The organism is Aureimonas sp. AU12 (assembly GCF_001463705.1).
Lineage (GTDB): Bacteria > Pseudomonadota > Alphaproteobacteria > Rhizobiales > Rhizobiaceae > Aureimonas.
The window spans coordinates 17,794-38,991 of the sequence record NZ_BBWH01000054.1; the positions used below are offsets into that span (position 1 = coordinate 17,794).

Genomic DNA, 21,198 nt, shown 5'->3' on the forward strand with positions numbered 1-21,198 from the left:
TGCGTTCCATTGGGACGCAGGCATCCCGCCTCCGGTTGCAGCGATGCAAAGTGTGTGCGGACGTCCAAGACCGTTCGTTCGCGCAGACGACCTGCCTGTGCGTTGGAGCTGTGGTAAGCCACAGTGTGCGTCAGGTTCATGCGAGTCCCCCAATGAAGATTGTCTTGTAATGTAATAACATTACATTAGGCAAGGTGGTTGAAACGGGTCGATCTGCGGGCTCCGCAGGCCGGCATCGTCCACGAGCTTGCGATCCACACGGCCGATGCCGTGATCTCACCCGGTGAGGCCGTCATGCTGATCGTACCGGCGGCCGACAAGCTGGAGGCCGAGGTCCGGATCGCGCCCCAGGACATCGACCAGCTGTCCATCGGCCAGGAGGTCCATCTGCGGTTCTCCGCCTTCAACCAGGGGACCACGCCCGAGGTGACAGGGACGATCGAGCGCATCGGCGCCGATCTCACCCACGAGCCGCAGACGGGCCTCGCCTACTACACCGTGCGGGCGGGCATTGCGGCCGACCAGGTCCAGAAGCTCGGTGCGGTCAAACTCGTTCCCGGCATGCCAGTGGAGGCCTTCGTGAAGACCGGCGACCGGACGGCGCTGTCCTACTTCATCAAGCCGCTCAGCGATCAGATCGAGCGCGCGTTCCGAGAGGGGTAGACCTTCGGCCGGATCCTGCGATGTGATAGCCGTGGCGGCAGCCAGCAGCAGGCTTCAGGACGGGAGTGGTTTCGTGGCCGAAGACGAGGATCCCGCGATCGAGGTGTCGCCGCTCTCGGGAAACGTGACGCGCGATGGCGTGACGGTCGAACTGGCGATCTACCGGATCGCGGCGTCGAATGAGGGATGGACGCTCGAGGTCGTCGACAAGGAGAATGCGTCCACGGTCTGGGACGCCCGCTTCGTGACGGATGACGAGGCGTATCGCGAGTTCCACCGCTGCCTCGATGAGGAGGGCATCCTGGCGCTTCTGTCCGGCGACACCCCGACGGTTCACTGATGGTCGCCGCGATACGCTAACGGTTGAGCCAGCTGCTGGTTAGGGTTCCCGACATCGACCTTGCTACCGTGCAAGCTCGGTCAGCGCCGGGACCCAGCGGGTGCTGCTGCCGGTCCTTCTCGTCCTGCCAAACGAGTTCTGGCATCAGTCCCGGAGGATGAGACCGCGCTTCCATCTGTCTTCGAGCTTCAGCCCCTTCGTCGCCTCACGACGCCGAACCCGATAAGGAACCTTGGCGATCGTGTTGGAGGATGTCATAGGCGCCTCGATCGAGATCGCATCCGATCTGACGTCCACCGCCTCCGTCACGACATTGGCAGTCTCGGGTGGGATGGCGGTGACATCCAGGCTGTGGGTGTCCGGCAAACGACGGGCAGAAGACCGTCTCCGGTATGACCTGGGCTCGTCCGAAAACATCGGTTCCAGCTGCTCGGTCAGCACCGGCGCCGGGTCGATGCGTGAAACCAGGATCCGGCCTGTCCGATGCGCGGGTTGCGCATTCGAAGGCGCCTGCGCGGACCGCACTTCCGCTCCGGCCTCGTTGTCGGCCAGGGCCGCAGGGTCGTGGGTCTTCCGCGCAAAAGTTCGAAGCTCGGGCGTCATCACGTCCGACCAGATCGAGACGGGTTGCCCGGCGGCAGGCAGACGACGCTTGCGCTCGACGACGAACGGCTTCAGCTGACGTTTCATGAAAGGTCACATCAAATGAGAATGAAGTGCGGGTGATCGTTTGCGCCCGCCCAATAAACATATTGGCGTGAGGTTATCCACGCGAGTCATGCTGATCTGATTGCCCCTTGCAGCCCCATGCTGATGCATCTACGAGCACGTTAGACCATCGAGGTAGGAAAACCGTAGGTTCAAAATTGCACGTCATTGCTGTGGGTGGCGATTGATACTCGTTGCGCTTGGAGGCTGGCGTTCTGATTGCATTGAAACCTGACTGGAGAGCAGCATGAACTTGGAACCTGAGACAAACGACGATCAGCTGCAACGGACGGCCGGGATCGTCGCCGCCTATGTCAGCAACAATCATGTGCCGCGCGAGGAACTGCCGGATCTCATCCGGAAGATTTACGACGCTTTCGCCATGCCAGGCGTTGGTGCAGCCGCGCTGGCGCCGCCAGTTCCGGATCTGGTCCCCGCAGTCCCGATCAAGAAGTCGGTGACACCGGACTACCTAATCTGCCTTGAGGATGGAAAATCGTTCAGGTCTTTGAAGCGGCATCTTATGACGCATTTCGACCTAACGCCAGATGCCTATCGTCAGAAGTGGGGTCTACCGGCCGATTACCCGATGGTGGCGCCTAACTATGCGGCCAAACGCTCCGAGCTGGCCAAGGCGATCGGCCTGGGCCGCAAGGGGGCGCAAGCGAAGGGCTGACATCGTCAGGGGTTTGCGGGGCGGACCCGAGCAGCTGGATCAGCGCCAACCGATGCGACCCTTAAAGCCCACTGGGATGAACCTGGGCTTTCCGCCTCCTGTTCCCGACAGCAGGCATAAACCTGTCGAGATAGCCGCTGACGGACACACGAACGTCTTACGGTTTGCCTTGAATGGTTCAGGAGGCGATGATCCAGTTTGGATGGGTCCGCGGGCATTTTGTACCGCATGGAACGCGGGTCGTTTTGGGCATACCCGTAACGGACCTTACCGTCAAAAAGCAAGTAGGTGGTCTTAAACCCGACTGTGTGAGATGGTGTTGCTGGTGCAAAGCGCGGCTTATGCCTATAGTTAGAGGGTCAAGACGCCCCACATCTACGAACCAACCCGGCTGGAGAACGTGCCATGCGGAAGTCGGCATATGCGTCACAGAAACCGTGGACCTATCTCGTTGAGGTCAATAGGCCACGCGGGAATGACATACGACGCAGCATAAGGCGATGGGGACGCCAAGGTGTCGAGGCCGAGCTCATTCCGCATCTTACAACCGTCCGGATCACTCGCCCCCAAAACATGTCGATAGATACGTTCAAAAAGCTTCTTCGATCAGAGCTTCATCCTCGCCGAGGCTCGTTGATGGTCTTCTGTCGCTCCAACGGCAAAGCCTTCCGCTGCTCGAACTACGGCAATTCTCGGGGTCGTTTCATTCAAGAGCTATAAATGTGGATAGCGCTTCAACTGCTAACTAATCGCAAAAGAGAAATCGTGCTCTAAGCGCTCTGGACTTGTTCCAGGTCGAAATGCGTTCGTTTGCCGTTTTGCTATCTCGGATGACCGGCCGGAATGAATAGGCTTCACACGCCTTTCATTAAAAGCACACTCCAACCCAGATGTGACACCACTAAACAAGTCTTCTTTTGTCAGCTTTGTTCCACCAATTCTAACAACAATGACTGCTTGGTCTCTCACAAGCGGGGCTACGCCCTTCCATACTTCATTTAAGAATCTCCAATAATCTTTCAAAACAGTATGTCTGTCATCGCGATTAATGCGATGCTTTGGTCGATCAGCACCTCCAAGAAACCACAACCTCAGCCACTGATCTTCAGAATAATCCGTCGTATCAAGATATGGAGGCGAAGTTACAACAAGAGCGACTTGTCCTAAAGCGTCTTGAAAGTTTTCCGTTGCGCGCCGAGCATCATCAAGGACAACTTTCCCCTTCGCCTCTGGCGGACGCTTTAGGAAACGAAACTTTGCCGCCTCACGCAGTATAGGAAATGTCTTCCTCTCCGGAGCTGAGAGGTTACGTTCACGCCACCAACGCACAGAATAATCGGGCTTTGTGCTTATAGTTCTGGGCATCCTATTACTTAGTACTGATTGAGAGCGATGAGATTCCCCGTGCAAAATGCCGAGCATGATAGCACTTATAAATCGATCAACCGGATCACTCTGCCAATTGAGATACTTTTTGAGGAAGACAATTTCTTCGAGCGTATTTTTATGAAAACAGTATTCAAAAAACTCTGGTAAAGTCTCGCCCACGAACAGGTCGTCATTGAACTGAACTTCTAGTTCCGAAATACGCTCTAAAATGCTTTCGAGAGATGGGACGTCGGCTTTGGCGCCAGCTACACAAGCGGCGACAGGGTTCACATCCGATCCGATCGCTTTGCGTCCGTTGAGAAGACTTTCCAATATTGTCGTTCCGCGGCCGCAAAACGGATCAAGCACAAGCTCTCCAGGACGCGTGTGCGCAAGCAACTGCTCAGCGACGAACGCCTCAGGGAACATTGCAAAATACGGGCATATGGAATGCAGCGGATGTCTCATGCAGCAGCTCGCTTTTCAGCTAGTTCCTGCATTACCCCTTCGACCCACTCATCAACCTCGTTGATACGGTCAATGCCGTCGATGTTAGTCGGAGGCCCCCCTGGGGCGCCTAACGCGAGCGCAGATGATTGAGCGATCCGACCACGATCAAAGATGATTCCGAAAGTAGCCTCTCTGACAGCGAACTTCCTGGTGACACCTTCCCGATAAACAAGCGGGCCACCGCCAGCTGCGCGCGGTGGTTCCTCTAGATCAAACCATAAGGGAAACGGTAAGCATATCGCCGGCAAGAAATGCTCGAAGCGTTCATTGACGAACCACTGCCGTATCGATTTAACATCAGATGCGACCGGCTTATCCTTCCAGTCCATACCAGACGCAACTTGGACGAACATTAGCAATGTAGCTGCATGCCCATCAGAAAAGCCGCGCCATGCGATTATATCAACGCCGCCGTCTTTTAGTTTTGCGTCAAAACCATAAGGTATAGAGTCTCTTATTTTATACGATCCATACCGGGCCCAAGCGGCTGTCAACGCTGGCAGAAAACCGTCTCCGGTCGCCCTAGGGAATCCAAAAGACACAACTTCAGCGTTGGTATATCCGCCTACAGCTATACATGAACATATCTGAAACACGTTGCCAATTTGCTGGACAAAATAGCGCTTTTCTTTTGGGACTGCGATGAGATTGTCTCTCATACCTGAGTCTAATAAGCAAAATATGTAGATCAATTCGCCGGATTCTACGCTCTTCCAAGATTCCTTACGCTTCAAGATTTGAGCAGAACCAAAAGCCCCTAATGAGATTAACTCAAAAGGGTAAGAAGAGCCGACTAGTTTTATGCGAAGTTCAATTTCCTCGGTAACACGCTCCTCTAAATCATCAGAGGATCGCTCCGTTACTTCTGGCTCTCCACCATCGTCTGCATCTTCTTCAAAGTCTTTTGGCGAAGAACGACCATCCGTAGTTCTACGCAACTGTGTGCGGAGAGCAGAAATTGCAACTTCTCCGCTTTCGTTCGATAAAGCCAGAAGTTCCAGCCAATCGGCAAAGCGCGCGCGCTTAGAATTGAGATCGGGAGGATTAATGTGCACTCAGATATCCTCGTCGCCGAGGCTTTTCTTCAGCATGTTGTCCCGAAGATTACGGACAGTGGTAGCAAGGTTTCGAACCATCGATAACAAGGTTTCGTCACCATCATAATGGCTCGACAGCCCCAAAGCCCCTTCGCACTCCTTCGAAGCGCCGATCAACGCCTCTTTAAAGCGTTCAGATGGGGGCTCTACCTGCTCAAACGCTTGGTCCAGCCGCCGCGTACTCGCCAAGACACCAAGGGCTGTCTTGTTCTCGATAACACGAACTAGCTGGTTTAGATTCGGGTTCTGACTCGCAATTACTGTTGGCTCTTTCTTCGACTCTTGGCCATACAACCAAGACATGACCTGCTTCAGCTGTTCAGTGTTTTCCTTGGGAACAGGGGTCTTTGTATCTTCGTCGTCTTCTATACCGAGATATGACCGGACTGATGGGCGAGAAATTGCTGTGTAGAGATGAGAGAAAGCAAATCTCTTTTTTGTTCTATCGTTAATATTAAAGACGTTGTCGTTTTGCGCCTGTTCCAGGACACGGTATCCGGCAACGAGCCGCCGGATCGTGTTGTGATTGTCGCCAAGCATCTTGCTTACGACATCGACATCAGCCCCTTCGTTCAACCACTCGGCAGCATATTTAGCTTTGGCATAGGCGTCCCATTTAAATGGGCCGTTTATATGCTTGAATGCAATAAAACGACGTGCATCCGCTCGATCATCAACGAACCGGACTCTTACGTCGGCGGGCAAAGGTTGCGGGTTATCAATATTCGGAAGTTTATAACTTATATCCGAGCGAAGTTTAGCGTCAGAAATCAGCCTTATCGCCGCGAGGCGGCGATTTCCCTCGAACACGATATTGGTATTTTTCTGTACAATGAGAGGTTCATAGTCAATCCATCCAGATGATAGTATGGACTGAACTAGCTCTTCGACATCATATTCAGTAGTAAGATACCGAATAGAATCTTCCTCGGTTTGGAATACCTCAGTTGGGACGCGCGGATTTTGCGGGTCAAAGCGCAAATCCTGGATTGGCACCATCGAGTCCTGAGTGGCCGAAACGTTGGGAACGCTAGACATGATCCGTGTCCCGTTCAGAGTCCGGGGAATGTGTTGATACGGCGTTCGCAGCCGTCCAAAGTGCACGGCTGATCCATTCTTGAAGCGTCGTGTCCTGCTGCGCAGCGATCAACCGGAGCGTACGATGCAACTCCGGCTCTAAGCGGATGTGCACCATTCGGGCCTTCTCGGCAGCTGCCGGTCGCTTCTGTAAGTCGGTACGAATGATCAAACCTCGGTGTATCGTCGCGACATCAGTAACATCGATATATGCGTTCGCACATCCCGAGCGGGCATAATTCACTGAAATGAGAGGCTCTTGGTTTCTTGATTGCATAACGGTAGGGCCGCCTCGACCAGAGCTCTCCATAGCGAAGGGAGGGGCGGCCCGGATCACAGCCGCCCCCTTTGTCTGCTCAGGCGGCGATCCTCCGCTCGATCTCCGTGAGGAACGGCAGGTTGATCCGCCGGTAGAGCGGCAGTTGCCTGCGGACCTCGTCGTGCAGCGTGGGGCTCGGCTGTCGATCGATGCGGATCAGCTCCAGCACCTGGCCGACATGCATCTGATCCGTGCTGAATGGCCTGACGGGATCGATGATCCAGTTCTCCAGGGCTTCCACCAGCGCACCGTCTTCCCGCCGGTATTCGGGCCGCCCGTCGTCGGGATCGATGCCGAGGTTCTGACAGGCCGTGCGATAGGCAGGCGTGCCCCAGCTAAAGCGCGGGGCATCCATGATCTCTCGGTAGAGGGGGAACGCGGCCCGGATCGCCTGACGCTCGGCACGCGGCGTCAGGGCCATGGCGACGATTTCCGGCAGCTGGGCGAGCAGGACGCATCGCATGGCGAACACATGAACCTCCCCCGCGTCCTCCAGCTCGAACACGGCCATGTCGCTGCCCCGCGAACCCGCGATCGCTTCCAGGCCATCCTGATAGATGCGGTCCGGCAGCGCCTCCACGTAGGCGCGCACCGTGATCGGCCCGCTGTTCGACCGCTCGTGCAGGCGCCAGCTTTCGATCTGCCACTCGCCCGTCGCCGGATCGCGGCTCGCCCGATGCCGGCTCGACACCCAGCGCTGCCAGCCCGGGCCCTGTTCCTCGTTCATGCCACCCTCCATCTGAACCCGATGGATCGTAGGTTGCAGACATATGATATGCCAACCGTACGGATTGTGCAGCGTGTGAACATGATGACCTTGGTCAGCCTACTCTCATGCCAATTGGCCGCTATCGCTCGTACCCGCCGCGATCACGATCCCTGTCCCGCTCGCGCTCCTGCTCGCGGCTGCGCTGACGCTCTTCCGGCGTGATCTCACGCGCATGCAGCTCCGCCAGGCGCTCCGCGATCGATCGTTTCTGGACCGGCTCCGCACCGGTCTCCCGCTCCTGCGACGGCTCGCGCTCTTTGGGGCCTTCCACGCGCTCGCGCAGCGCCTCGATGCGCTCGGGGACGCTGAGCTTCGGCCTGTCGTCCTCGCGCCCCTCGGTGGGCCCTGCATCGCGCGCTCTCAACGCATCGAGACGCTGCGCAAGGGTCCGCCGCTCGCCTTCACTCTCCGGCGTTCGTCCCGGTGCCTGATCCCGCCCTATCACCTCCCCGCGCTCCGGCGCCGGCATCGCTCGTTCACCCACCATGCGTTCGGCAGCAAGCCGCTCCTGTGCCCGCGCCTCGAGCGCAGCGATGCGATCCGCAACCGACACGCGCTCGCTGGCAGGAAGCGGCACCGGCGCCTCAAGTGGCGTGTCCCGCTCCTCGCGCATTTCCCGCAGCACCCGCGCCCTGTGGCTTTCCCTGGGAGCCTCCCGCTCGGCCGCGTCCGGAACGCGAATGGCTTGGGCCCCGTCCGCCAGCAGCCGCTCGGCGCGCTCGTCGCGCCGGCCCTCGACCTCGAGCCCGCGACGCGTCGCGTAGTCCAGCGTCGTTTCCTTGGTGTTGGCGTGGCCGAGCCCGGTCACGAGCGCTTGTCTGTCGACGAAGTCGTCGCGGCCCACATGAAGCTGCACGGCGTCGCGGTGACGGGTCATCGCGACATAGGCGAGATGGCTGTCCATACCGCCCGACGCCAGCACGTAGGATCGGTCCACGGTGGCGCCCTGCGATTTGTGGATCGTCGTCGCGTAGCCGTGATCGAACTTGTCGTACTCGGCGACCGGCACCATCACGACGCGCCCCTTGTCCTGCGCCTCCTGTCCCGGCCCCTGCGCCCCGTCCAGCCTGACGACGATCTCGCCGTCCCGGATCGCGCCGACGGTTCCCAGCATGCCGTTCTTCACCCCGAGATCCCGATCGTTCTCCAGAAACAGGAAGCGGTCGCCGATCGCGAAGACCCGCTCACCGTCGTTCGTCCGGTAGGAGCGCTCGACCTCCAGCTCGCCGCGCTCCCGGCGCTCGCCCCGGATCGCCTCGTTCAGCTCGCGCACATCGGCGCGCCGATAGGTCAGCACGAGCTGCGACGCCTCCGGCTTCGCGTCATGGTCCCGCATGACCTCTGCCACGATCGCGCCGCGTGCCGCCTCGCGTGTTTCCGCGAACCGGATGGCGCCATGCCCCTCATAGGCCGAGAGACCCTCGCTGACGCGCAACCGCGCGAAGTCATGGCTCGCCTCGCGCTGCCACCCGTCGCGCTGCCGGCGGACCTCCTCCAGCTCGGCACAGCCGATATGCTCGGTGACGGCCCGGAAGGCCGCACCCGCCTGGATCGGCTGAAGCTGCTGCGGATCGCCGACGAGCACGAGCTTGGCCCCGGCGCGGTCCGTCTCCTCGATGAAGCGGGCGAGCTGACGCGACGAGACCATGCCTGCCTCGTCGATCACGAACACGTCGCCTTTGCTTAAACCACCCCGCCCGTTCGCCCAGCCGTATTCCCACGAGGCGAGCGTGCGCGAGGCGATGCCCGAACTCTCCTCCAGCCCCTCGGCCGCCTTGCCGGCGAGCGCAGCGCCATGGACGCGGTAGCCCGCCTCCTCCCACGCCTCCCGCGCGCTCGTCAGCATGGTGGACTTGCCCGCCCCCGCCAACCCGACCACCGCCGCGCAGCGCTCTTCGCCGGTCACATGCCGAACCGCCTCTCGCTGCTCCTCGGCCAGCCAGGTCCGAGAAGCGAGGGAACGCTCGACATGGTCAGCCTCGACGCCGTGCCCGCCGCTCTCCGACATGCGCACCGCGCGATCCACCATGCCGGCTTCCAGCTCGATCATCTCGCGTGTCGAATAGCGCGCCAGCTCGGTGGCGTGCCCGTGCCGGTCCTGGGTCTCGCCGCGAAGCTCCACCAGCTCGGCGCTCGCCATCACCTGCGCAAAGGCGTTCTGGAACTCCTGGGGATCGTCGATCGCGCGGTGCAACGCGCGCGCCACGTCGTGCCGATCGAACACGCTCTTCTCGCCGGTGACGAGATGCAAAACCTGTTCGGGGTTCTCACGGATCGACTGCGCGTTCTGCCGCGCCGCGTCCTCTTCGAGACGAACCCGCGACACATCCATGCCGCGCCGCTGCATCTCGGTGGCATGGACGCCCATGTGCTGCGTCGGCGCGATCTCCAGCCCGCGGGCCTCGTGCGAGCGATGATCGATCCGCTCCACGTGACCGGCACGGCCCAGATGCTCGTTGGCGTGATGCTCCCAGGCCTGACGCAAATCGCGCAGCTGCATGTGCGAGGTCGGCAATCCCTCCGCCAGCAGCCGCGCGTTGCGCCACTCGAACTGCGTCTTCTCACCGAGCCCGGAAGACGTGACCTCCCGCGTCGTCATCAGAATGTGCGCATGATGGTTGCGGATGTCGGTTTCGCCCGAAGGCGAATGGATGGCAAAATCGACCGCGGCACCGTAGCGGTTCGCCAGATCCTGCGAGAATGATCGCGCCAGCTCGATCCGCTGGTCCGGTGTCAGCTCATGCGGAAGCGCGACCTCAAACTCGGTGGCGACGCGAGCGTCCTTTCGCTTCTCGGCCTTCTCGGCTGCGTTCCACAAAACAGAGCGGTCCAGCGCCCAAGCTGCATCGACGCCTTCGGGCAGCACGATCTCGGTATGACCGATGCCGGATTTGCCGCGATAGTCGTGAACCTGCCCATCGCTAAGATTGATCAACCGTTCGCCGGATCGATAGGCCGCTGCCGCAACCGCACTGCGCCCGGACGAGCGCGACAGCGATTTCATCGAGCAGTGGTAGATCGCCATGCGGTCTGCGGCTCCGGCTCACGTATCAGGCCATAGGCAGGCCTCCCTATCTCGTCGGACGTTGCCGCAGAATGGCTTGCCCCGCAAGCCGGAAGTGCGCTCTTACAACATTCTGACGAATGATTGTTGCGATCTGCAGCGTTTGATTTTGGACGGTTGGAATGGAGTTTGATGGGTGTGGAGAAAATGGATGGAAGGGAATTCTGGGATGATGACGAGATGGAAGATGGATGGGGTTTGAATGATATTTGAGGAGATATTTGGAGGGATAGAACGGTGTTGTGTAACGGAAACGGTTGGGTAAAGGAGGATGGATGGGTTTCTTAACGAGGGGATTTGAGTCTTGGCGAAGCTGTCGATCGAGGAGCGGATTGCGCAACTGGAAGCGCGTAAGCGGGCGCTGAAAGCAAGGCTGACGAAACACGATCGGGCGAAGGACACGAGACGTAAGGTGCTTCTCGGCGCGCTTGTGCTTCAGCAGCTGGAGGCAAATCGCGATGCGGAATTCAGACAGCGACTGGCAAGCTGGTTGAAGGGCGAGCTGCCGGGTTTCCTGACGCGCGACGAGGACAGGAAGCTCTTTCCGGAATTCATCGAGCAGGCATCGGCGCCGACCCCCTCTGATCCCGCGACATCGCTGGCATCGGACGAGGCAGGCCGGGAAGGGAATGAAGGCAACGGCGGCGATCACGGCTCTCACGCGAACTGAGGACCGCCACCATGTCGGCCGATAATCCGAAGACCTTCTGGAGCCGGCGCACCGAGCCGACCATGATCGGCGCGACGCTCGCCTACTTCCTGTTTCCGCTTTTCGCTCTCGTCCATTTCTCCGGACGCAGCCAAGCCATGCAGGAAACGCTGAACGAGCCCTACGTCCAGCTCCTCTTCCGCTTCTTCAACTGGATCGCGCCGACGGTGGAAGGCATCTACCGCATTCCGCTCGGCCCCTACTGGAACTACTGGGCGCTGGGTCAGGGCGCCTGGATCGCGCTCGCGATCCCGCCCTTCCTGATCGCCGGGTTTCTCTGGCTCGTTGGCTTCGACATCATCAAGGCCTTTTCTCCGCCAGCAAGGTCCACCTCACACGGCTCGGGTCGCTACGCCACCAGGAGCGAACAGAAGCGCTTCATGCGAGGGTCGCGGACGTCCCTGCTCATCGGCGCCAACGGCAAGCGCAGGTTCTTCCATTACGACGGTCCTGAACACCTTCTGACGCTGGCCCCGACGCGATCGGGCAAGGGCGCCTCGGTCATCATCCCGAACCTTCTCCACCTCGATCGAAGCGTCATCGTCATCGACCCCAAGGGCGAAAACGTCCAGGTCACCGCGCGCCATCGCGCGACCTTCGGGCGGGTGTTCGTCCTCGACCCCTTCAACGTCAGCGGCAAGGCCGACGCTTCCTTCAATCCGCTCGGGCACCTCGACGCGGCCGACCCGAACTTCGTCGACGACGCCGCGACGCTGGCGGCCGCTCTCATCGTCACGCCCCCGCAGTCCCGCGACCAGCACTTCGACGACGGCGCCCGCGCGCTCCTGCGCGGTCTCATCATGCTGGTGGCCGCCGTCGAGCCGGAGGAACGGCGCAACCTCGTCACCTTGCGCGACTACCTCACCTACCCGAAGGAGAAGTTCGCCGGGCTTCTGGAGATCATGACCGAGATGACGGAGGCCGATGGCGCGGTCGCCGCCGCCGCCAACGTGTTTCGCTCCAAGAACGACCGCGAGGCCGCCGCCATCCTCTCCACCGCGCAGGAGCAGACCAGCTTCCTCGACAGCCCCCAGCTGCGCGCCTCCCTCAAGACCTCGTCCTTCGAGTTCGGCGCCCTGAAGACCGGGATCGCGTCCGTCTTCATCGTCCTGCCGCAGTCGCGCCTCGCCTCACATGGGCGATGGGTGCGCCTTCTCGTCACCCGCGCCCTTCAGGACATCGAGCGGACGCGCGTGAAGCCAAAGGCGCCCGTCCTGTTCCTGCTCGACGAGTTCGCCTCGGTGGGCGACATGCACGCCATCAAGACCGCCTTCGGTCTCATGGCCGGATACGGCCTCCAGCTCTGGGCCTTCCTCCAGAACTGGGGCCAGCTCGAGGAACTGTATGGCAAGGGCGCTCATACCTTCGTCGCCAATGCCGGCGTCTTCCAGGCCTTCAACACCAATGACGAGCTGACCGCCCGCTACGTCTCCAACCTCTCCGGCGACTCCACGCGGGCAGAGACTGTCGGTCGCAAGCTCCTCACCCCGGAGGAAGTCATGCACCTGAAGCCCACCACCATCTTCCTCAAGATCAAGGGCGTGCGGCCCTTCTTCGCCGCAAAGGTCCAGTACTGGACCCACAGGCGCTTCAGGAGGCTCCACGACAAAAGTGACTTCAACTGAGCGCCGCGTGAAGGAAGCCAGGGATGGGACGATCGGTGCCGGAACCCGAAAGCCGGGATCAAGATCTCGGCCGATGTCTTCAGCGCCTTCGCCAGGCACGCAACATCACATTGGCAACCTTCGCACGACGCGTCGGCGTGAGTTGCGCCGACGTGCAGTCCTACGAGGATGGAACCTGCCGCATTCCGGTGCGGGTTCTGCGTCGTGCGGCGGAAGTCCTGGAAGTGCACCCGATCGATCTGTTTCGGGCCGATGCGGTGCCGGACGCAGAGCCGCACCTGACCCTCCACTAGAAGGCAGACCATCGCAGGCCCTATGTTGGATCCCGGCACTGAGGCTTCGGGGGATGAATGCTGAGGATCAGACAGCATGAGATCGGTGATGGGGGAGCGGCCTACAGTCCGCCTGGCGACGGGCCGTTTCCGACCGTCATGCTGTTTCACGGCTCGGAAGGCGCCTGGGCCGGCTGGAGCGACCAGACCGCCGCGCTTCTGACAGCTCACGGCTTCCTCGCTCTTCCATTCCGTTACGCAACCGGAGGCAACCCCTGGCACGCGGGCCGGATCGTCGACGTGCCGCTGGATCGCAGCGTGAAGGCCCTCGTGACTTTGCGCGGTCATCCCCTCTCCAGCGGCCGGGTCGGCCTCTACGGCGTCTCGCGGGGCGCCGAGCACGCGCTCCTGCTCACCGCGCTGATGGCACGCGACGCGGTGGACGGATTGCCGGATGCCGTGGCGGCCCATGCCGCGCCCGACGTCATCTGCGGCGGCTTCGATGCGGCGGGCGAGCGCGATGCCGACGACCCGAACTGGCGGTCATGGGATCCGGCACACCGGGCATGGACCTGGCGCGGATCGTCCGACGACCTCCTTCCCACGATGCCGATCGAGATCGAACGCTACGAGGGACCGCTTCTTCTGACCCACGGTACGATGGATGCGATGTGGACGGTGGCGATGACCCGGCGTCTGGAAGAGCGTCTTCGCCGGCACGGACGACGGCCCGAGGTCCGATACGACGAGGGTGACGACCATTGCCCGATCGGCGCCGCTGCGGAAAACCGGCACAACGAGCGTCTCGTTGAGTTCCTCTGGAGAGCGCTGGGGGCGACTGTCGAAACCAACTCGACGGTTCACGATCCGCTGTGGACACTCACCCGTCGTCCGAGAGATGACGAAAGGACGATCAGGAGAGGATTCGGGGACGCGTTCATGAGAGCCTTTTGGAGCGATTGCGGCGTCGAGGTCACCCCCAACCAGGCCAGGAGGGTCGACCTCAAGGAGGCTGGCCTGATCTGGTCCGACGAGGTCCGCGGCATGGAAGGCAATGTCTTCGGTCTGATCGATGACCAGGACAGGACGATCCAGTTCTATATCGAGGCTGACATTCCGGACGATGTCGACGATGCCCGTCATCTTCGGATCGTCCTGATGGATTTTCCGCAACCCGAACAAAGCGGATCCTATGGAAGGCGCGTGACGATGGGTGAAGTCCACGGGCTGATCGAGACGGCCTTCAAAACCGGGCTCGACCATCGCCATTTCAGCGAGCTGACGTTCATAGCCTGGTAGCGGTTCGACCGCTGTCGACCCTTTAAGGCCCTTCCCGCACCATCAGATGCGCCGCGAGAGCGCTCGTAGCATTCTCAAGTGGAACATCCTCACTTGCGGAAGCGCTCGCGATAGCTGTTCGGGCTGACACTCATATGGCGCAGAAAGGCACGCCGCATCGTTTCCGTCGAGCCGAAGCCGCAGCGAGCGGCGGTTCGCGTCACGCTGGTCCCCTCTTCCAGAAGCCGCCGGGCGCCGTCCAAACGGATCAGCTCGACTCCATCGGCAGGGGTGCGGCCCGTTCCGGCCCGTGTGCATTATCGGGACATGGATTCACGGTAGGGCTCGTCGAGGAGCGGCATGAGTCCGTCGGCGCCGAGGTCGAGGTGATTGGACCAAACATAATCGCCGGTGAGGTTGATGCGGTCCCAGCCGAGCGGTGAGAGTTGCGCCTGCATGGCCGGGTCGATCGGTCTGCCCTGGCGCCGGAGTTCGTCGAGCGCGCGGCCGAGATAGCGGCAGTTGAACAGGATGATCGCGGCGGTGACGAGGTTGAGGGCGGCCGCGCGCGTCTTCTGGTTCTCCAGCCCCCGATCGCGGAAGCGGCCGAGACGATGGAAGGCGACGGCCCGCGCCAAGCCGTTGCGCGCCTCGCCCTTGTTCAATTCGGCGGTGACCGCGCGGCGCAGCCCCGGGTCCTCGAACCAGCGCAGCGTGAACAGCGTGCGCTCGATGCGTCCGATCTCGCGCAGCGCTGCGGCCAGGCTGTTCTGCTGGCGGTAGGCTGCGAGCTTCCTCAGGATCAGCGACGGCGTCACGGTGCGATCCCGCATCGCCGCGATCACCGGTTCGATCTCCGACCAGTGCCCGACGATCAGGTCCCGGTTGAGCCGACGACCGAACAACGGCGCGAGCCTGCCGTAGCGCCGGGGCGGCTCGAAGGCGTAGAGGCGCCGATCCGACAGCCTTGGAATGCGCGGTTCGAAGCGGAGGCCGAGGAGGTGCATGACGGCGAAGACGATGTCGGAGACCCCGCCGCCGTCGACATGCAGGGCGGTAAGGTCGACGTCGCTATCATGACCGAGGATGCCGTCAAGGGCATGGATGGCCTCGCCTGCCGTCCCGGCGATGACGGCCTGATGCAGCGGAGCGTATCGATCGGTGACGGTGGTGTAGATCTTCACCACGGGATCGCGGCCGTAATGAGCATTCACCGCGCCGCCTGCTTCGCCGGGACCGCCGAGATAGAAGGCCTGCCCGTCGGCTGACGCGCTGTGACCCGGACCGAACCAGGCGGCCATCGGCTCGGCATGGATGGCGTCGGTGAGGCAGGCGAGTGCGGCGCGGAACGTCTCCTCGCGCATGTGCCAGGTCTGCATCCGGAGCAGGGCGCGCCGCGAGGCCACGCCGCAGACCTCGGCCATGCGCGACAGGCCGAGATTGGTGGCTTCCGCGATCAGCGTGGCGAGGAAGGCGCGTTCGTCCGCCGGCGGGAGTCCGGTAGAGACGTGGCCGAAGTGTTCGACGAAGCCGGTCCAGCGGCTGACCTGCGACAGGACGTCGGTGATGCGCGTCGTCGGCACCATGCCGTAGCATGCCAGGGCAAGCGGCCTTGTATCGTCATGGTCTCCGGCGTTCCCCTCCTTGGGGAAACGCAACCGATCGCCGGCGAATAGAGCCGGATCGCGACCGTCGAGATTGCCGGCGACCTCGCGCAGCGGCCGGTCGAGCCGAGCGGAACGCTCTTCCAACCAGGCGTGGGGATCGCCAAGCGAGAAGGCGGGATGCGACGACACGCCGGGCGGTGCGGCGAGCATCACGGCGAGCGAGCGATGCGTGCGGGAGGATGGAACCCAGATGCCGCCCGACGCCAGCGCGTCGGCGAGCGCGCTGTAGGTCGCCAGTTCCCAATGCGTGCGGTCGATCCCGCCGCTTGTCTGGACATGCCGCAGCCAGCGCCGTTCGAGATGACCGAGCGGTGGGTCCGAGGGCAACGCCCTGCGCCCGTCACCGCCGAGATCCGCCAGGATCGTCATCGCCTGACGAAGCGAGGCGGTGCGAGGCCGACCCTGGAAGTCGAAGGCCCGCAGGAAGACGGGTCCCACCCGCTTGAAGGTCCGATGCTCCGCCGCGATCTCCTTCAGAACGTCGCTCTTGTGAGGTGAGGCGGATCGACGGATGATGCTGGCGTCGGTCTCGATCGTCTCCAGCGGCGCGATGGCCTGCACCGCCAGCGCGATGTCGGCGCCCGAACGCGCCGCCCTGGTCATCGCCTTGAGGACGCTCGCCACACGCGCGAGCCGTTCCCGCCCTTCGCGACCGGACGCCGCGACCCGTTGTTCCAGCCGCTTGCGCGCGCGAAGATGAGCGCGGCCCACCAGGGCGCCGAACATCGCGATCGCCGCGTCGGTCAGCGTGGCATCCATCTCGCGCAGCGTGGCAAAGAGAACGACGCGGCGGCGGGACGGACGCATCTGCTGGAAGGCCTGGGCGGTGTAGCGGATGCCTTCACGGGCGAACTGTTGGAGACGGGGTTCATGTCGGGGCCCGACGGCGAAGTCCATCGCCCCGGTCTGGCGGATCACTGCGACTTTCTCCAGGATCTCTCCCAGCGAAGAGGACGAGACGCGCGGCGTCGGCTCGCGCAGCCAGGACAGACGGCTTTGGCGCTCATGCACCTTATCGTCGATCAGAGCGTCGAGACGCGCCCGCATGTCGACGCCGAAATCGGCATCGATCCCGGCCACCATCGCAGCGTCGGCCCGGTGCATCGCTTCGGCGGCCATGCGCTCGACGACGCTGAGGCCGGGGATCACGATGCGACGGGCGCGCATCTGGGTCAGCAGACGGTCGAGCAGAACGCGGCCGTCGACGAGGGTCTCGGCTTCCCGGGTCAGCCATGTCATCAGATCGGTGCGTAGCGGGCGGCTGAGGTCGCGGAAGCCGAAGCGCGCTTTGATGACGGCGAGTTGGTCGTAGCGCGTCGGGGTGCGCCGCGCGAAGTCGGCGATCACATCGGCTTCGACCCCGACCTGTTCGGCGATATGGTCGAGCATTGTCGCCGGCAGCAGCTCGCCGCGACGAAGATGGCGTCCGGGATAGCGCAGGGCGCAGAGCTGGAGGGCGTAGCCGAGCCTCGTCGCCGGCGTGCGAGCCGTCGTGACCGCAGCAAGGTCGTCCGTGCCAAGACCATGGTAGCGAACCACCATCGCCTCGTCGTCGGGCAGGGCCAGCAGTGCGACGCGCTGCCTTGCGGTCATGGGTATGCGTCCAGGCACCGTCGAACCTCCAGAAACCTCTTGCCTTTCGACGATCAAATGAAAGAGGATTATGAAAGGCGCAACACGATGAGGTGCCGTCGTGCGGTCTGCCCTTGCCGATACGGCCGTTTGTGAAAGAGTCCGAGCGTGAACCAGCCTCCCTTCCTGATCGGCTACGCCCGCGTGTCCAAGGGCGACGAGCAGTCGAACGCCGCCCAGCGCCGCGCGCTCGACGGGGCGGGATGCCGCCGCCTGTTCGAGGAGACCGCGAGCGGCGGGCGATGGGATCGACCCAGGCTCCAGGAGATGATCGGCCAGCTTCGCGAGGGCGACATTGTCGTGGTCTGGAAGCTCGACCGCCTGTCGCGCAGCCTGAAGGATCTCCTGCACATCATGGAGCGCATCCAGCTCGCCGGCGCCGGCTTCCGCTCGCTCACCGAGGCGATCGACACCACGACCGCCGCGGGCCGCATGATGATGCAGATGGTCGGCTCCTTCGCCGAGTTCGAGCGGGCGATGATCCGCGAGCGGACCTCGGCCGGGCTCGCCCTGGCGCGCGCCGAGGGACGGATCGGCGGCCGCCGCCGCAAGCTCGGCGACAAGCAGCGCCGCGAGATCGCCGAGTCCGTCACTTCGGGCCGCAAGTCCGGCGCCGAGATGGCCCGCCTCTACGGCGTCAGCGAGCCCACCGTCTCGCGCATCGTCGCCGCGTACCGCCAAGGCGTCATCGCGTCATGATCGTGGACGGCCCGGGATTGAGGCTCAGCGCTTCCTTCTTCTCGAACCTCGTCGAGCCCCTTCTCCGGCGTCGTTTCCCCGATCTTCGCTACGCGGCGGCACGGATCGGCCAGGGGTCGGAAGTGCTGGGGTTCGATACCGAGATGTCGGCCGACCACGACTATGGTCCAGCCATCCAGTTGTTCGTCCGCGACCAGGCCTTTCCCGACACGGCGGCCGCGATCCTCCAGCTTCTGGATGACGAGTTGCCGCAAGCGTTCGAAGGATGGCCGATCCGCTTCCCGGCTAATACCCGATTGCCGTCGGGTCCCTCGCGCCCTGGAATGTTGTGGTCAGGTCATGGAGTCGAGATCTACACTGTCGGTGCATGGTGCGATCGCTTTCTCCAGCGGCGCTACGAGACGGACCTCGCCTGGCGCGACTGGCTGTCCTACCCCGAGCAGCACTTTCTTCTGGCGACCGGTGGCCGCGTGTTCCGTGACGACCTCGGCGATCTCAGCGCGTTGAGGGAACGCCTTTCCTACTTTCCGCGCGACGTCTGGCTCTACAAGATCATGGTCCAGTGGGGGCGGATTGCGGAAGAGCGTGCCTATGTTGGTCGAGCCGGGAGCGTGGAAGACGAAATCGGTTCGGCCGTTGTCGCCGCCCGCATGGTCGAGAACCTGATGCGCCTGGCGCTTCTCATTGAGCGCCGCTTCGCACCCTATCCCAAATGGCTCGGAACCGCCTTCTCGCGCCTTCCTTGTGCGTCGAAGCTGTCGCCGATCCTCGAACAGGTTCTGGCCGCCCGGCGATGGTTGGAGCGAGAAGCCCTCCTTCAGGACGCCTGTCGTGCGGTTGCCGAGTTGCAGCTCCGCAGAGAAGTGCCAGGCGCGGGCCACCCGACCGACGGCGAGCTTCACTCCCGTCCGTTTCGGTTCGTCGACACGCTGCGCATCGGCGATGACATCCGCGCCGCGATCGAGGACGACGAGCTGCGCGGCCTTCACGAGTTCGGAGCGCCCGATCAGTTCCTCAGCAGCAACTTCGTGAAGGCTGTGCCGGAGCTCACCCAGGCAACGTTCACCGGCCTTCTCTCAACGGAGTTCGGCAAATCCCGTCGAGGGTAACCCATGGCGGATCCACCAGCTTCACCCCGGAAGCGCTACCGTGAATCCATGTCCCGATAATGTACGGAGGCCGTTCTGCCTTTGCCGACATTTAACGGTCGCACGTCATCCTGAAGCCGGTGAGTGGAGAGGGACCGGATGTCGAACCAGGCGATGATCGGGGTTCTCGCCTATGGTCTTGCGATCAACCTAGTCGCCTACGCCGCTATGGTGATGGACAAGGCCAAAGCGGAAAACCGTGTCCGGCGCATTCCCGAGGCGACGCTTCTCCGGCTGGCTTTATTGGGCGGTAGTGTGGGAACCGTCCTCGCGCAACAGACCATGCGTCACAAGACGCGCAAGGAGCCGTTCCGCTCAAAGCTCATCGGGATCCTCGTGCTCCAGATCGTGGTGCTGATCGCCCTGACGGTCGCGCTGGTCGTGGCCGGTTCTCCTGAGGCGCTGTGGCGGCTTCTCACTTTGTGAGACCCATGGCGTCCACCGGGGGTGAGAGCGTCATGGTCCCATCCACCGCCGATCGACGAGGGAACGGCCTGGAAGATCGGACAAGCGAAAGCGATCATGGGGTGCGAGCCGATGACGAAGTGGACGAGGATCGCGCTGGAGGGCCGCTGAGCGGCGTCAGGCCTTTGGCACGACCTTTGCACCTATCCTTCTCCAAAGCCTTCCACGGGGCGCGAAGCGCCCTGTGACCGCCAATCCGAGCGCAGCGGAGGAAGAGATGGTTTGGGTTTGGTTTTTGGATGACAGAAGTGTCACCCCCTTCTCTCTCGGATCGAAGACCGCCTCGAACGGCCGAAACTCCGCCTTCGGCGTCTCGGCCAGCCACCGGGCGAGCCCCCTCGCCTCCTCGTAGAACGGCGCGACGAGGGCCGTGAGCTTCACGGTGAGGCCGAGATGCAGGCCGCGGCCTGAGCGCAGGATCTCCAGCTCGACATAGCCGAAGCGCACGAGGTCGACGAGGTAGCGCCGGATGGTGCGCGTCGAGCGCGCCATGATGTTGCCGGCGGTGCCCTTGGTGATCGACGTGACGCGGCCCTTGCCGCAGCGCGCCCGCAGCACCTGGAGGAAGGCCTTGGCGTTCGGCGTCAGGCGATCGTCGCGCGCCGCCGTCGTCGCCATGGCTTGCGCGTACTGGCGGCTGTCGTTCGGCGAGGGGCGTTCATGGCGCGGCCGGGCGATGGGAGGCCTGGGGACGCCGTCTCTGCCCTTCCCGGCGATGCCGGATGACGGCTTCGCCGACACGGCGCCGATCGCGGCCGAGCGGCGCTGCGCCTCGGCGACCGAAATCAGCCCGGCGCGTTGCTCGCGCCAGATCTCGGCGCGCGCCGCAAAGTCCGGGTGCGGAGCCTCGGACACGCCCTGCACGAGGGCAAAGAGGTCCGTTCCGGCGTCCGCGCCTGTTTCCAGGGCGCGCGTCGGCACGGGCACGCGTCGAGGCGTGCGGGATCGTTCTTCCGTCATGGTCCCTTCCTTGCGCGAGGCAAAGCAAGGCCGTGGCGGGAAGCCGCGTTTTCATTTGACGATGAAGGAAATGAGGCGTATTGCTAAGGGTAACCACACCTTCTTAGAAACGGCTCCGGCGGCTCCCGCTTCGGGGCCTTTTCTTTGCGCTA

19 protein-coding genes and 1 pseudogene are annotated in these 21,198 nt (G+C 62.4%); 10 read left to right on the plus strand and 10 right to left on the minus strand.

Annotated features, from left to right (window positions below):
- Positions 1-198 precede the first annotated feature (198 nt).
- A complete protein-coding gene (locus tag AUL33_RS20760; RefSeq protein WP_062213033.1) occupies positions 199-663 on the plus strand; it encodes an HlyD family efflux transporter periplasmic adaptor subunit in 465 nt (154 codons plus the stop codon).
- Positions 664-736: 73 nt separating this feature from the next.
- Positions 737-1,003 carry a hypothetical protein gene (locus tag AUL33_RS20765; RefSeq protein ID WP_062213036.1) on the plus strand — a complete coding sequence of 89 codons (267 nt, stop codon included), beginning with the start codon at positions 737-739 and terminating at the stop codon, positions 1,001-1,003.
- A gap of 144 nt (positions 1,004-1,147) precedes the next feature.
- On the opposite strand, the gene AUL33_RS20770 is transcribed toward AUL33_RS20765, so the two are convergent.
- A complete protein-coding gene (locus tag AUL33_RS20770) occupies positions 1,148-1,693 on the minus strand; it encodes a hypothetical protein (protein ID WP_062213039.1) in 546 nt (181 codons plus the stop codon).
- Between the two features lie 265 nt (positions 1,694-1,958).
- Between AUL33_RS20770 and AUL33_RS20775 the strand changes: the two genes are divergently transcribed.
- Positions 1,959-2,387 (plus strand): MucR family transcriptional regulator, encoded by a 429-nt coding sequence (locus AUL33_RS20775; protein WP_062213043.1) that lies wholly within the window; start codon positions 1,959-1,961, stop codon positions 2,385-2,387.
- 741 nt (positions 2,388-3,128) lie between these two features.
- Here AUL33_RS20775 and AUL33_RS21855 read toward each other — a convergent pair.
- The 6 genes from AUL33_RS21855 to traA all read right to left on the minus strand — a co-directional run bounded on the left by AUL33_RS21855 (position 3,129) and on the right by traA (position 10,552).
- A complete protein-coding gene (locus tag AUL33_RS21855; protein WP_082652795.1) occupies positions 3,129-4,223 on the minus strand; it encodes a DNA methyltransferase in 1,095 nt (364 codons plus the stop codon).
- Entirely contained in the window at positions 4,220-5,320 is a 1,101-nt protein-coding gene (locus AUL33_RS22390; protein ID WP_156419541.1) for a hypothetical protein, read from the minus strand. The genes AUL33_RS21855 and AUL33_RS22390 overlap by 4 nt, the downstream gene beginning before the upstream one ends.
- Positions 5,321-6,400: a ParB N-terminal domain-containing protein gene (locus tag AUL33_RS22395; RefSeq protein WP_156419542.1), complete on the minus strand. Its 1,080-nt coding sequence runs from the start codon at positions 6,398-6,400 to the stop codon at positions 5,321-5,323.
- Positions 6,393-6,749, minus strand: a complete 357-nt coding sequence (locus AUL33_RS23065) for a toxin-antitoxin system HicB family antitoxin (protein ID WP_374754460.1) — start codon at positions 6,747-6,749, stop codon at positions 6,393-6,395. Before AUL33_RS23065 ends, AUL33_RS22395 begins: the two co-directional genes overlap by 8 nt.
- Positions 6,750-6,795: 46 nt before the next feature.
- Positions 6,796-7,485 (minus strand): hypothetical protein, encoded by a 690-nt coding sequence (locus AUL33_RS20780; protein WP_156419544.1) that lies wholly within the window; start codon positions 7,483-7,485, stop codon positions 6,796-6,798.
- A gap of 121 nt (positions 7,486-7,606) precedes the next feature.
- Positions 7,607-10,552 (minus strand): Ti-type conjugative transfer relaxase TraA, encoded by a 2,946-nt coding sequence (gene traA, locus AUL33_RS20785; RefSeq protein ID WP_244492377.1) that lies wholly within the window; start codon positions 10,550-10,552, stop codon positions 7,607-7,609.
- A 343-nt stretch (positions 10,553-10,895) separates the two neighbouring features.
- On the opposite strand from traA, the gene AUL33_RS20790 reads away from it, so the two are divergent.
- The 4 genes from AUL33_RS20790 (at position 10,896) to AUL33_RS21860 (ending at position 14,496) form a co-directional block, all read left to right on the plus strand.
- Positions 10,896-11,261, plus strand: a complete 366-nt coding sequence (locus AUL33_RS20790; RefSeq protein WP_062213057.1) for a hypothetical protein — start codon at positions 10,896-10,898, stop codon at positions 11,259-11,261.
- Between the two features lie 11 nt (positions 11,262-11,272).
- A complete protein-coding gene (locus AUL33_RS20795; RefSeq protein ID WP_062213060.1) occupies positions 11,273-12,925 on the plus strand; it encodes a type IV secretory system conjugative DNA transfer family protein in 1,653 nt (550 codons plus the stop codon).
- Positions 12,926-12,948: 23 nt separating this feature from the next.
- Entirely contained in the window at positions 12,949-13,218 is a 270-nt protein-coding gene (locus AUL33_RS20800; protein ID WP_062213061.1) for a helix-turn-helix domain-containing protein, read from the plus strand.
- Between the two features lie 138 nt (positions 13,219-13,356).
- Complete coding sequence (locus AUL33_RS21860; protein WP_244492378.1) at positions 13,357-14,496, plus strand: S9 family peptidase; 1,140 nt, start codon at positions 13,357-13,359, stop codon at positions 14,494-14,496.
- 89 nt (positions 14,497-14,585) lie between these two features.
- On the opposite strand, the pseudogene AUL33_RS21865 reads toward AUL33_RS21860, so the two are convergent.
- Positions 14,586-14,774 (minus strand): annotated as a pseudogene (locus AUL33_RS21865) (helix-turn-helix domain-containing protein); the annotation flags it as partial.
- Positions 14,775-14,792: 18 nt separating this feature from the next.
- On the minus strand, positions 14,793-17,735 hold the full coding sequence (locus tag AUL33_RS20810) for a Tn3 family transposase (protein ID WP_062213064.1): 2,943 nt from the start codon (positions 17,733-17,735) through the stop codon (positions 14,793-14,795).
- A 147-nt stretch (positions 17,736-17,882) separates the two neighbouring features.
- Here AUL33_RS20810 and AUL33_RS20815 point away from each other — a divergent pair, with 147 nt between their 5' ends.
- The 3 genes from AUL33_RS20815 to AUL33_RS20825 all read left to right on the plus strand — a co-directional run bounded on the left by AUL33_RS20815 (position 17,883) and on the right by AUL33_RS20825 (position 20,047).
- On the plus strand, positions 17,883-18,473 hold the full coding sequence (locus AUL33_RS20815) for a recombinase family protein (protein ID WP_062213066.1): 591 nt from the start codon (positions 17,883-17,885) through the stop codon (positions 18,471-18,473).
- Complete coding sequence (locus AUL33_RS20820) at positions 18,470-19,582, plus strand: DUF4037 domain-containing protein (RefSeq protein WP_082652798.1); 1,113 nt, start codon at positions 18,470-18,472, stop codon at positions 19,580-19,582. Before AUL33_RS20815 ends, AUL33_RS20820 begins: the two co-directional genes overlap by 4 nt.
- Before the next feature lie 138 nt (positions 19,583-19,720).
- Positions 19,721-20,047, plus strand: a complete 327-nt coding sequence (locus AUL33_RS20825; protein WP_082652799.1) for a DUF1294 domain-containing protein — start codon at positions 19,721-19,723, stop codon at positions 20,045-20,047.
- 156 nt (positions 20,048-20,203) lie between these two features.
- Here AUL33_RS20825 and AUL33_RS20830 read toward each other — a convergent pair whose 3' ends face one another.
- Complete coding sequence (locus AUL33_RS20830) at positions 20,204-21,007, minus strand: helix-turn-helix domain-containing protein (RefSeq protein WP_244492380.1); 804 nt, start codon at positions 21,005-21,007, stop codon at positions 20,204-20,206.
- Positions 21,008-21,198 lie beyond the last annotated feature (191 nt).